This is a genomic window from Candidatus Omnitrophota bacterium (assembly GCA_003598025.1).
Classification (GTDB): domain Bacteria; phylum Omnitrophota; class Gorgyraeia; order Gygaellales; family Profunditerraquicolaceae; genus Profunditerraquicola.
In genome coordinates, this window is sequence record QZKH01000002.1 from 377,681 (window position 1) to 389,711 (window position 12,031).

Annotated in this window: 12 protein-coding genes; all 12 read left to right on the top strand. The window is 40.6% G+C overall.

The window, feature by feature from the left end:
- Window positions 1-10 precede the first annotated feature (10 nt).
- The 12 genes from C4533_02160 (at window position 11) to mreC (ending at window position 12,023) form a co-directional block, all read left to right on the top strand.
- On the top strand, window positions 11-706 hold the full coding sequence (locus tag C4533_02160; protein RJP29814.1) for a YggS family pyridoxal phosphate-dependent enzyme: 696 nt from the start codon (window positions 11-13) through the stop codon (window positions 704-706).
- Complete coding sequence (locus tag C4533_02165) at window positions 681-1,586, top strand: pyrroline-5-carboxylate reductase (GenBank protein ID RJP29815.1); 906 nt, start codon at window positions 681-683, stop codon at window positions 1,584-1,586. The genes C4533_02160 and C4533_02165 overlap by 26 nt, the downstream gene beginning before the upstream one ends.
- Window positions 1,587-1,627: 41 nt before the next feature.
- Entirely contained in the window at window positions 1,628-2,488 is an 861-nt protein-coding gene (gene mtnP, locus C4533_02170; GenBank protein RJP29816.1) for an S-methyl-5'-thioadenosine phosphorylase, read from the top strand.
- The gene (locus tag C4533_02175) at window positions 2,478-5,294 is read left to right on the top strand and encodes an isoleucine--tRNA ligase (GenBank protein ID RJP29817.1); all 2,817 of its coding nucleotides are present in this window, start codon (window positions 2,478-2,480) and stop codon (window positions 5,292-5,294) included. The genes mtnP and C4533_02175 overlap by 11 nt, the downstream gene beginning before the upstream one ends.
- A complete protein-coding gene (locus C4533_02180) occupies window positions 5,284-5,667 on the top strand; it encodes a hypothetical protein (protein ID RJP29818.1) in 384 nt (127 codons plus the stop codon). Before C4533_02175 ends, C4533_02180 begins: the two co-directional genes overlap by 11 nt.
- Before the next feature lie 12 nt (window positions 5,668-5,679).
- Window positions 5,680-6,117 (top strand): signal peptidase II, encoded by a 438-nt coding sequence (gene lspA, locus C4533_02185; protein RJP29819.1) that lies wholly within the window; start codon window positions 5,680-5,682, stop codon window positions 6,115-6,117.
- 4 nt (window positions 6,118-6,121) lie between these two features.
- On the top strand, window positions 6,122-6,853 hold the full coding sequence (gene lgt, locus C4533_02190) for a prolipoprotein diacylglyceryl transferase (protein RJP29820.1): 732 nt from the start codon (window positions 6,122-6,124) through the stop codon (window positions 6,851-6,853).
- A gap of 6 nt (window positions 6,854-6,859) precedes the next feature.
- Window positions 6,860-7,783 (top strand): RluA family pseudouridine synthase, encoded by a 924-nt coding sequence (locus C4533_02195; GenBank protein RJP29821.1) that lies wholly within the window; start codon window positions 6,860-6,862, stop codon window positions 7,781-7,783.
- A 143-nt stretch (window positions 7,784-7,926) separates the two neighbouring features.
- Window positions 7,927-8,757, top strand: coding sequence for a hypothetical protein (locus C4533_02200; GenBank protein RJP29822.1), 831 nt, complete (start codon window positions 7,927-7,929; stop codon window positions 8,755-8,757).
- Window positions 8,758-8,761: 4 nt separating this feature from the next.
- The gene (aroA, locus tag C4533_02205; GenBank protein RJP29823.1) at window positions 8,762-10,093 is read left to right on the top strand and encodes a 3-phosphoshikimate 1-carboxyvinyltransferase; all 1,332 of its coding nucleotides are present in this window, start codon (window positions 8,762-8,764) and stop codon (window positions 10,091-10,093) included.
- A gap of 69 nt (window positions 10,094-10,162) precedes the next feature.
- Window positions 10,163-11,224 carry a rod shape-determining protein gene (locus C4533_02210; protein ID RJP29824.1) on the top strand — a complete coding sequence of 354 codons (1,062 nt, stop codon included), beginning with the start codon at window positions 10,163-10,165 and terminating at the stop codon, window positions 11,222-11,224.
- Window positions 11,225-11,249: 25 nt separating this feature from the next.
- Entirely contained in the window at window positions 11,250-12,023 is a 774-nt protein-coding gene (gene mreC / locus C4533_02215; GenBank protein ID RJP29825.1) for a rod shape-determining protein MreC, read from the top strand.
- Window positions 12,024-12,031 lie beyond the last annotated feature (8 nt).

Here is a 12,031-nt window from a genome sequence, read left to right on the forward strand (position 1 = left end):
ATCCTTAACAATGATTGCAGATAATATTCGTCGGATTAGTTCGGGCATAGCATCGGCTTGTGCGCGGGTAAAAAGATCCGCGCAGGAAGTCCGTCTTGTCGCGGTTGCTAAATCTAGAACCGCAGAAGAGCTTAAAGAGGTTGTAGAAGCAGGGATATTTGATATAGGTGAAAACAGGCTCCAGGAAGCTTTAAAGAGGCGTAGCGAGCTATCAGCTGTTAGCCATCAGCTATCAGCTGTTAAATGGCACATGATCGGCCATCTTCAGACGAATAAAGTTAAAGAGGCAGTGAAGATATTTAGTCTGATACATTCTGTTGATAGCTTACGTCTGGCAGAAGAGATTGATAAAGAAGCTTCCAAAATCAATAAAATCCAGGATATTTTAATCCAGGTTAATACATCTGGAGAGGCTTCTAAATTTGGCTTAAAACCTGAAGATTCGGCTAGGGTTACGGAACAAATCGGCAAATTAAAGAATTTGAGAGTTTGCGGTCTGATGACCATTGCGCCTATTACCGATAGCCCGGAAAAGTCCCGTCCGTTTTTTCGCCAACTGAGAGAATTGAAAGACAGGATTAATGAGCTGGGAACGGTGAACTATGAACTACGAACCTTATCTATGGGTATGAGCGATGATTTTGAAGTGGCAATAGAAGAAGGCTCAACGATGGTCCGCATTGGAAGAAGGATATTTGGTAATTAAGGATATGTCGTCACAAAGTCACAAAGACACAAGGTCACAAGTGAAAAGAAAAAAGATAGGTATTGTCGGTTATGGGAATATGGGATCTGCAATCGCTGAAAACATAAAGTCTGCGTACGAAGTTTTTGTTTTCGATAAAGATAGCAGCAAGTTGCAGCAGGCACAAGGAATCTCATTCTCTAAAGATATCCGGGATTTAATTAATTCAGTAGATATTGTTGTTCTCGCGGTAAAACCTCAGGATTTTGATCCGGTACTTAAGGAAATCAAGGGTTTAACAGAAGGCAAAATATTTGTTACTATTGCAGCCGGGGTAACGGCCAATTATATAGAAAAGCAATTAGGCAAAATTAAGGTTGTGCGTGCCATGCCTAATCTGGGGGTAATTACTGGAAAGTCTATGACATGTATTTGCAAGGGTAAATTTGCAGGTAAAGAAGATTTCGACCTGGCAAAAGAATTATTTATGCATGTCGGCAAAGTCCGGGAAGTGGATGAGAGCAAAATGAACGCAGTGACAGCCGTATCCGGAAGCGGCCCAGGCTATTATTTTAATGAAATCGTCAAAAGGCCGGATGATTATGCAAGAGACAAGAATAAATTTATTAAAGAGTTTGAAACTTCTTTAGCTGAAGCGGCAAGAGAAATTGGCCTTGATGAAGAGATGTCTTTGCTTTTGGCCAGAGAGACAGTAATTCTTAGCGATGTTACGTTTGAAATTGTAAAGAAGATTGATAATTCCGGTGCTGAGCAGCTTCGTGATAAAGTAACTTCCAAAGGCGGGACTACTGAAGCAGGGTTAAAGGTAATTAATTCAGGCGGAAGTCTGGCTGATGCGGTAAAAGCTGCCTTAAAAAGAGCTGAAGAATTATCCAAGTGAATTGACAGCTCTATACGCAATACTAAAAAGGGGTTCAAGAAATGGGAAAAATAGGAATTATAGGCGGTAGCGGATTATATAAGATAGAAGGCTTAAGGGATATAAAAGAAGTTGCAATGGAGACGCCTTTTGGTAATCCATCAGATAAATTTATTGAAGGTATACTTGAAGGTAAGAATGTCGTATTCCTGCCGCGTCACGGTATCGGGCATCGCATAAACCCAAGCCGGATAAATTATCGTGCCAATATTTATGGCATGAAAAAATTAGGGGTAGACAGAATAATATCTGTTACTGCATGCGGAAGCTTGAAGGAAGAATTAAAGCCGTTGGATTTCGTAGTCCCGGATCAATTCGTAGACCGCACCAATCAGGCAAGGCGGATAACCTTCTTTGAAGATGGGATAGTGGCGCACATAGTGTTTGCGCATCCGGTTTGCGATGATCTGGCGGATGTTGTTTATAAAGCGACTAAAGATCAAGGTTGCATTGTGCATAAAGGCGGAACTTATATTAATATGGAAGGGCCGGCTTTTTCTACTTTGGCAGAATCGAATTTATATAGGTCATGGGGTATGGATATAATTGGTATGACTAATATGGCAGAAGCAAGGCTAGCCAGGGAGGCAGAGATTTGCTATTCGACGCTTGCGGCTGTGACCGATTACGACTGTTGGCATCCTAGCCATGAAAGTGTTACCGTTGAAATGGTGATGGATAATCTCAATAAAAACATTAACAATGCCAAAAAAGCGATAGCTGCAATAATAAAACGTATCCCTGAATCCAGGGCTTGTGCCTGTAAAGATGCGCTTAAATACGCTATAGTAACTGATAGAAAATGTATATCTAAAGAGATAAAGGATAAACTTGGAGTAATAATCGAAAAATATGTCAAATAACAAAGATTATAAATCTACGCTTAATTTACCTAATACCGCTTTTCCTATGAAGGCTGATCTGCCTAAAAGGGAGCCTCTATTGCTGAAGCAATGGAGTGATCAGGGTATTTATAAGCAAATACGTAATATATCGAAAGGCAGGCCGAAATTCGTTCTCCATGACGGCCCGCCGTATGCTAACGGGGATATACATATTGGGCATGCGTTAAACAAGACCTTAAAAGATATCGTCGTTAAGTTTATGACTATGCAAGGATTTGATTCTCCGTATGTACCTGGTTGGGACTGCCATGGCCTTCCGATAGAGCACCAGCTATTTAAAGAATTAAAAATCAGGAAGCACCAGATATCACAGGTCGAATTCAGGGAAAAAGCTCATGATTATGCGATGAAATACGTTAAAAACCAACGGGAACAGTTTATGCGCCTTGGTGTTTTTGGCGATTGGGATAACCCTTATCTTACATTAACCCCCGGATATGAAACAGCCATAGTAAGCTCTTTTAACGAATTATTTAAAAAGGGCTATATTAAAAGAGGTTTAAAGCCGGTAAATTGGTGCTTTAGATGCGAAACCGCTTTAGCTGAAGCCGAGGTAGAGTATGAAGACCATGTTTCGGATTCTATTTTTGTAAAATTCAAGCTGGATGACAATCCAGCATTTGATAAAGACAGCTATTTATTGATCTGGACTACCACGCCCTGGACGTTGATAGCCAATGTCGCCGTAGCAGTCCACCCTGAATTAAATTATTCTTATATAAATACGGAGGCCGGAAGATTAATCATAGCCACCCCTTTACTTGAAAATGTTTTATTACAGTCAGGCCTGAAAAACTATAAACTGCTTAAAAAAATAGACGGCAAAGAGCTTGAATCCCTTGTTTATGAGCATCCATTCGGGTTGAGGAAGGGCAGGGTGGTCTTGGCCGATTATGTTTCTAAGGAAGAAGGCAGCGGCCTGGTGCATACTGCCCCCGGACACGGCAATGAAGATTATATGACGGGACTTAAATATAATTTAGACATTGTCATGCCTGTCGACGATCAGGGTAAATTTAACGCCGACGTAGATGACTTTTCCGGTTTGAATGTATTTGATGCCAATCAGCTTATTATAGATAAGCTAAAGGCCAAAGGGTTATTGTTATCCAGTTCAAAATTTTCACATTCTTATCCGCATTGCTGGCGCTGCAAAAATCCCATAATTTTCAGGGCAACAAAACAGTGGTTTCTCATTATCGACCATAATGAGCTGCGAAAGAAAATACTTGAAAGTATTGAGAAGGATGTCGAATGGGTGCCGCCTGCAGGAAAAGAAAGAATTTCTGCAATGGTAGCAAGCAGGCCGGATTGGTGCTTGTCACGCCAGCGATATTGGGGGGTGCCTGTGCCGGCTTTAGTTTGTAACAGTTGCAAGGAGGAATTCTTCAACGGCGATGTAATAGAAAAATTCATTCAGTTTATAAATAAGGAAGGCTCAAACGTCTGGTTTAACAGGGATATTAAAGACTTTCTTGTCGAAGGCATTGTTTGTCCTTGTTGCAAGAAAGGCAAGGATTTTTCAAAAGGCAAAGATATTTTAGATGTTTGGTTTGACAGCGGCGTAAGCCATCAGGCAGTGCTTAAAGATAGAAAAGAACTTAAGGGCACGCCATGCGAATTATATCTAGAAGGCTCAGACCAACATAGGGGCTGGTTTCAATCCTCTATTATTCCTTCGATTGCAATCGATTCAAAGCCGCCTTTTAAAACTGTCCTTACCCATGGATTCGTGGTTGACGGCCAAGGCCGCAAGATGTCTAAATCTCTTGGTAATGTAATATCCCCCTTTGATATAATAAAAGATTACGGAGCCGATATATTGAGGATGTGGGTTGCTTCAAGTAATTACAATGAAGACATAAGGATTTCTAAAGAAATACTGATGCGTTTATCAGAGGCTTACCGTAAGGTCCGCAATACTGCCAGGTTCATCCTCAGTAATTTATATGATTTTGACCCTGACAAAAATAAAATTGCTCCTGAGAAACTTAATAATTTAGATAGATGGATGTTAAGCGTAACACACAATACTGCATATAACACAAAGAAGGCTTACGAAACCTTTGATTTTCAAAATGCTTTCAGGCAGATTTATTTTTTCTGTAATGAACGTTTATCGATGCTTTATCTTGATATAGTAAAAGGAAGGCTTTATACTTACGCATCTGATTCCGTAGAAAGAAGGTCGGCGCAGACAGTTATCTATGAAGTCATGCAATATTTGCTCAGGATGATGGCGCCTATCCTTGTTTTTACATCCGAAGAAATCTGGGGCTATATGCCTAAAGAAAAATGGCAGCAGGATATTAAAAGCGTCCATCTGTTAGATTGGCCAGGGCCAGAATCGGCGAAGATTCCTGGAGAGTCAGAAGATTTATCTGAATTGCTGCAAATCAAGCCGGATATCGATAAATGCTTGGAGGACCTGCGTTCAAAGGGAGAGATCGGCAGTTCTTTTGACGCAAAAATAAAACTGTTGACAAATAACCAAGAACGTTATACATTTTTATCCAGCCTGAAGAATGATTTGAGTGAAATCTTTAAGGTTTCACAGGTTGAAATAATAAAAGACGATAATATAGCTTCTGATGCCAGGAGAAGCCAGAATTATCCTGATGTTGCAATAGTTGTGGAGAAGGCAGGCGGCCTTAAATGCCAGCGTTGTTGGAATTATTCAGAGCAAGTCGGGAAAAATGATCAGCATCCTCAATTATGCGGCAATTGCATTAATGCGATAGGAGGAAAAAAAATTGAAGAATAAATATTCAAAAAAGGATATAGCTGTATTTAAAAAGCTGATTTTAAACAGAAAAGAGGAGATCCTTGAGGGGATAAAGCATATCTCCGAAGATACGCTTAAGAAGTCCCAGAAGGATGCCTCTGGAGATATATCCGGATACACCTATCATATGGCAGATGTAGCTACTGACAACTATGACCGGGAGTTTTCGCTTGGCCTGGCCTCGAACGAAAGGCATGTGCTATATGAACTGGATGACGCCTTAAAAAGGATGGAAGAAGGTACTTTCGGGGTATGCCAGTCCTGCAAGACGACGATTTCCAAGACCAGGTTAAAAGCAGTACCTTACGCTAAGCTTTGTGTGAAGTGCCAAGAAAAAGAAGAAAGAAGGTAATATCCCTATTCGATGATTTTTGTCATCGTTTTTTTTATCTTATTTATAGACCGCCTCACTAAAATCCTTGCTGTTGATAATCTAGTATTAAATTCTCCCAAACCCGTAATTAATAACTTTTTATATTTGACGCTTATCCATAACAAAGGGGCAGCATTTGGCATGCTGCAGAACAAGCTTTATATTTTTATTTTTTCGGCATTGCTGGCTGTAGCCCTGATATATTCTGAGTTGAGAAAGCGTCCAAGAAATGAATTTACTTTATATAAGCTGTCTTTGATCATGATTTTGTCAGGGGCAATAGGCAATCTTATTGACCGTATTTATTTTGGTTATGTCATAGATTTTATTGATTTTCGTGTCTGGCCGGTTTTTAATATTGCCGATAGTTTTATCAGTATCGGTATAGTATTACTTATCGTGTCGATGATGCGCAGAAGGAGGGGCTAACAGGATGCATCCGGTTATTTGCAGAATAGGGCCTTTTTCAATCTACTCTTACGGGCTTATGCTGGTCCTGGGGTTTTTAGTAGCGTCTTTGCTTGCCCGCCGCCAGGCAAAGAATGCCGGCATAGATCCGGATCTTATAAGCAATTTGATCTTTTATATATTTATCTCTGGCATACTGGGCGCCCGTATTTTCTATGTAGTTGAAAACGCAGATTTTTATTTTAAGAACCCGGCAGAAATAATAATGCTGCAACATGGCGGGCTATCATGGTTTGGCGGGCTGATATTAGGGAGCGCCTGTGGAATATTTTATTTAAAACGCAGAAGACAATCCGTGCTTAAGATACTGGATTTGTTGAGCCCTTTTGTGGCCTTGGCTCAGTCAATCGGCAGGATCGGATGTTTATTGAATGGTTGCTGCTTTGGAAAACCGTCAGTATACGGATTTTATTTTCCTGCGCATGAGGATTATTTAATACCAACGCAGTTATATTCCTCTGTCGTGTTACTTTTTATTTATTTTCTGTTAAGAGCTGTCCAGATAAAAAAACGCGACTATAGCGGAGAGGTGTTCTTCCTGTATCTTTTTCTTTATTCTATTTCCCGTTTCATAATTGAGTTCTTCCGGGCTGATAATCCGGTCATAGTATTCGGGCTCACTCTTTTTCAACTTATCAGCCTTTTACTATTTGTAATATCATCATTATTTCTTATCCGGATAAAAATCCGGCAATAAACCCATATGAAAGAATATTCATTTGAAGTATCAGAGGCTGAGAACGGAAAACGTTTGGATATTTTTCTCCAGCAGTCGGCTAAAGATAATGATTTGGGCTATTCGCGGACTTTTATAAAGGATTCCATAAGCCATGGCAATTGCAGCGTAAACGGCTTGCCTGTCGTTAAAGCTCACCACAAAGTAAAAACAGGGGATAAGTTAACGATAAGGTTAGAGGATAGACAGGCAGTAGATTTAGCTGCTGAGGAATTGCCTTTGGATATATTATTTGAAGATGGTGATATAGCTGTAATAAATAAACAGCCTGGCCTGGTGGTACATCCTGCACCCGGTAATAAAGAGCATACTTTAGTTAATGCGCTCCTTTATCATTTTAAAGATAAGCTTTCAAGCGTAAATCCCATGAGGCCAGGTATAGTACACAGGCTGGATAAAGATACTTCCGGTTTGATAGTCATAGCTAAGAATAACAACAGCCATTTTAATTTAACAAAGCAGTTTGCAGAGCACCTGGTGCAGAAAAAATATATCGCTTTGGTCGAAGGGTATGTGGAATTTAATGAAGATGTTATCGAGCTGCCTATAGGCAGACATCCTCTTAAGAGACAAAATATGTCAGTCGGTTTTAGAGAGACAGATAAGTATGCAAAGACACGGTATCATACCTTATTACGCAATTCACAATTCAGTATGTTAGCGCTTTTTCCTTTGACCGGCAGGACACATCAACTGCGCGTCCATCTTGCCCATATCGGGCACCCTATATTAGGAGACGGAAAATACGGAAGAAAGAATACTTTTCCCAGGCTTGCCCTGCATGCGCAATATCTTGGGTTTAAACATCCGGGCACAGAAGAGTTCGTGGAATTTTATTGCAAGCTTCCGGATGAGTTTACCTATTTTATTGAACAGAACAGGGTAGTCTGATATATAACATAAATTCCTTTGTTGTTGAGAGTTACGACAAGATTTGACTTGATTTTTGACTGGACGATGATATACTGAAAAAAAAGATAAGTATATTTTTCTATTTTGCCTAGAAATTTTTATAAAAGATGAAGGAGGCTTGAATGTTGAAAGGATTAAGAGGTTCATCTTTAGTTTTTATAATATTGATTTTAGTCTCTTTGATTGCAGCCGGAGGGGCTTTTTTCCTTTTACAGAAAGAGAGATCTAAAAGTACATCACTTCAGAATGAGATAGAAGAAATCCGTGCCAGGCAGAAAGTAGCTGAGATGAAACTGGAAGATTCAAAGAATATGATAGGGGATTTGGAAGCTCAATTGCGTAACGCAACCCTGCAGATTAATAATCTTAGCCGCGATTTTGATTCTGAAAAATCTGCTAAGCTTGAGGCTATGGCAAAGATTGAGCAGCTAAGGCAGGATATCGAGCAGCAGAAGTCTCTGAGAATGGAACTGGAAAATAAACTTGCGATGGCGCAGAAAGATGTTAGCGCAATGAAGGCCCAGATCAGCAATCTCGAGGTAAAAAAGGCGGAATTAGAGACCAAGGTATTTGATTTAGAGGAGAAAACTAAGGATGTCGAACTTGGCACAATAGTGGTCGGGCCGGAAGACGTCCAATCCCTGGTTTCCGAGAAGGAAGAGGCATCAACAAAGACTAAGCAGTCAAAATCAGCCAAAAGCACTAAATCCAAGCCCGGGGTAGAAGGCAAGGTTTTGGTCGTAAATAAAGACTATAAGTTTGTAGTCATCAATCTCGGGTCAAAAGACGGCGTTGCAATAGGGGATGAGTTTTCAGTCTACCATAACAATAAATATATCGGCGATGTCAAAGTAGAAAAAATCCAGGATTCGATGGCTGCTGCAGCATATCTTTCCCCGAATCTAAGAAACAAAGTATTTGAAGGGGATAAAGTAACACCTAAGGCCGGCTAAATAAATGGGTTCATTCTTAATTGGCAAGCCCCTTGTTCGCTTTAAAGTTAAAGAAATAAGCATTCCCGGGGATAAATCTATTGCCCACCGCGCTATATTCTTAAGCTCAATCGGGAATGGGCGCGTAGTAATAAAAAATTTTCCTTTCAACGAAGACTGCCTATCTACAATAAAAACATTCAAACAATTAGGCGTAAAGATATCTGTTAATAAAACTGCAAACAGGGTAAATGTCTATGGCGTTGGAATAAATGGATTACGAAAACCCAGTGGCAGTATTTTTATTAAGGAATCAGGAGCGACTTTCAGGATGCTGCTTGGCTTATTATCAGGCCAGAAATTTACTAGCAGGCTCCATGCAGGCCGGGAGCTTAGCAAGAGGCCAATGCAGAGAGTAACATTCCCTTTAAAAAAGATGGGAGCGGTCATCAGGCCTTTATCTTTTAATAATCCCGGTAGAGTATCGGCTTGCGCTGAGCATCCGCCGTTTATCATACAGGGCGCCGAGTTGAAAGGGATATCATACAGGATGCCTGTCGGGTCAGCTCAGGTTAAATCGGCTTTGCTGCTTGCCGGGCTTTATGCGCAAGGGCAAACTACAATTACAGATACTTTTAAATCGAGAGACCATACCGAAAGAATGCTCAAATTATTTAAGGCCAGGATAAAAGTGAAGGGGGACAATATAATAATAAGGAAAACACAGATGCTGAAAGGCCCGAAATCACTGGATATACCAGGCGATATGTCTTCGGCAAGTTTTTTTATAGTCTTGGCAGCGATTACCCCAAATTCCAAAGTTATCATTAAGAACGTTTCTCTTAATAAGACGAGATCAGGGTTGCTTTCTGTCCTGAAAAGAATGGGAGTAAATATAAAAATAATCCCTTATAAAGTAGGCTGGGAGCCGGCTGGGGACATTGAGGTAAAAAGTAGCCGGTTAAAAGGCGTAAGGATATACAAAAATGAGATGCCGTCACTTATAGATGAACTGCCGATACTTATGATAGCTGCTTGTTATGCAAATTCAAAGACAGTATTTGAAGGGGTTAATGAATTAAGAGTAAAAGAAACAGACAGGATAAAGTCAATGGCCAGTAATTTGAAGAAAATGGGAGCTGACATAAGAGTTTTTAGTAAAACCGGGATAGAATATATTGTTATTAATGGCAAGGAGCAGCTATTGGGTTCCAGCCTTAGGAGCTTCGGCGATCATCGTACAGCTATGAGCCTAATAATAGGAGCCTTGAGGGCAAAAGGGGCAAGCAGGATTGATGATGTAAGATGCATAAATAAATCCTTTCCGCTCTTCACCAGCATAATCAAGAGTTTATAATGTAACTTTTTGTTTGACATAGACTTTAATCTTTGATAGAATTTACGCACTGTTAAAAAGGGGCTTAATATGGCCAAATGGCTGGCTATTATCAAGAAATTTATCGATTATATCCTGGGTTTGTTTTCTAATGATATGGGTATTGATTTAGGAACAGCCTCTACCCTTGTTTATGTCAAAGGCGAGGGGGTTGTTTTGTGCGAACCCTCAGTCGTAGCAATAAGAAAAAGCACTGCTAAGGTAGAAGCTGTCGGGGATGAAGCTAAGCGTATGCTTGGGCGTACCCCCGGTAATATTATTGCTATAAGGCCTATGAAAGACGGAGTTATAGCTGATTTTGAAGTGACTGAGGCAATGCTCAGGTATTTTATAAAGAAAGTGCACCACAGAAGGGTCTTACGCAGGCCCCGTTTAGTCATTGCTATACCTTCGGGAATAACTGAAGTTGAAAAAAGGGCCGTAAAGGATTCCGCAGAAAGAGCAGGGGCACGGGAAGTGCATCTTATAGAAGAGCCGGTTGCCGCAGCAATAGGGGTGGGCCTGCCTATCCAGGAACCGATTGGCAACATGATAATTGACATTGGCGGCGGCACCACAGAAATTGCCGTTATCTCGCTGGCCGGTATAGTATTTTCTAAATCTATACGTATAGGTGGAGATGAAATGGATGAGGCCATCATCGAATACCTTAAAAAAACTTATAATCTTATGGTCGGTGAGCGTACTGCAGAAGATATAAAAATCAAAATAGGCTCTGCTTATCCTTTAGAAGAAGAAATGACCCTTGAGGTAAAAGGCAGGGATTTAGTCGTAGGCCTGCCTAAGTCAGTGACTATAACATCAGAAGAGATAAGAGAATCATTGCAGGAGCCTTTAAGGGCGATAGTCGAAACTACTAAAATCTCTCTTGAGAGAACGCCCCCGGAGTTAGCAGCTGATTTGATTGAGAACGGTATTGTGCTTGCAGGCGGGGGAGGGCTGCTCAGGGGTTTAGATAAACTTATTTCTGAAGAGACAGGTCTGCCTGTGCATATAGCTGAAGATCCGTTAACAGCTGTTGCGCAAGGGACAGGAAAAGTTTTGGATAACGCACGCTTGCTAAGAGATGTCAGCACGCCTATAAAACTCTAGTCTATCCGTTCATATAGATAAAAATGTGTTTAGGCTCAAAAGAAATAATATAACTAGTATTGTAGTTTCTTCAGTAATTCTGATTGCGATTGCACTCAGCGTACCTGTCCTGCGCCCGCCGACTATAAAAATAATTAAATTCCCGTTAACCATCGCCGGTTTTATCAAGCAAGAAATACAAGGGATTATTTTCTTTCACAGGAATATGCATCATAGAGAGAGCCTGATAAAAGAAAACCAGACTTTAAAGAGAAGGCTCAATGAATCAGAAGAAATAAAGATAGAAAACGCCCGCCTGCTGGAATTAATATCATTTAAGAAAAAGACCCCTTTTAAAGTAATTGTGGCAAGAGTCATATCCCGCCCGGCCGACAATTGGTCTTCCATGCTGATAATAGATAAGGGAAAGACAAATGGCATAAGGGTAGGTTTTGTAGTAATCAATTACCTTGGGCTCTTGGGCAGGGTCGTCGAGGCCAACCAGGATACCAGCACAGTTATGCTTATAAACGACGCTAATTCAGGCGTATCTTCTATAATACAGCGTAACAGGCAGGAAGGACTGGTAACCGGCACATTAAGTTCTTCCCTTATCATGAAATACCTGCCGTTAGATGCCGATGTCCAGGTCGGCGACGCAGTTATTACTTCCGGTTTAACTGAAAATTATCCTAAAGGCATACTAGTGGGCTCGGTAGCAAAGGTAGGAAAGGAATTCTCAGGCTTAAGCCGTTATGCGGTTATTAAACCCGCAGTTGACTTATCCAATATCGAAGAGGTATTAATAGTAATAAAATAATTATAAAA

Excerpts from the sequence above, each read along its gene's own strand:
- C4533_02160 (RJP29814.1), top strand. The coding sequence starts at position 11 with ATGATTGCAGATAATATTCGTCGGATTAGTTCGGGCATAGCATCGGCT.
- mtnP (RJP29816.1), top strand. The coding sequence starts at position 1,628 with ATGGGAAAAATAGGAATTATAGGCGGTAGCGGATTATATAAGATAGAA.
- C4533_02175 (RJP29817.1), top strand. The coding sequence starts at position 2,478 with ATGTCAAATAACAAAGATTATAAATCTACGCTTAATTTACCTAATACC.
- lspA (RJP29819.1), top strand. The coding sequence starts at position 5,680 with ATGATTTTTGTCATCGTTTTTTTTATCTTATTTATAGACCGCCTCACT.
- lgt (RJP29820.1), top strand. The coding sequence starts at position 6,122 with ATGCATCCGGTTATTTGCAGAATAGGGCCTTTTTCAATCTACTCTTAC.
- C4533_02195 (RJP29821.1), top strand. The coding sequence starts at position 6,860 with ATGAAAGAATATTCATTTGAAGTATCAGAGGCTGAGAACGGAAAACGT.
- C4533_02200 (RJP29822.1), top strand. The coding sequence starts at position 7,927 with ATGTTGAAAGGATTAAGAGGTTCATCTTTAGTTTTTATAATATTGATT.
- aroA (RJP29823.1), top strand. The coding sequence starts at position 8,762 with ATGGGTTCATTCTTAATTGGCAAGCCCCTTGTTCGCTTTAAAGTTAAA.
- C4533_02210 (RJP29824.1), top strand. The coding sequence starts at position 10,163 with ATGGCCAAATGGCTGGCTATTATCAAGAAATTTATCGATTATATCCTG.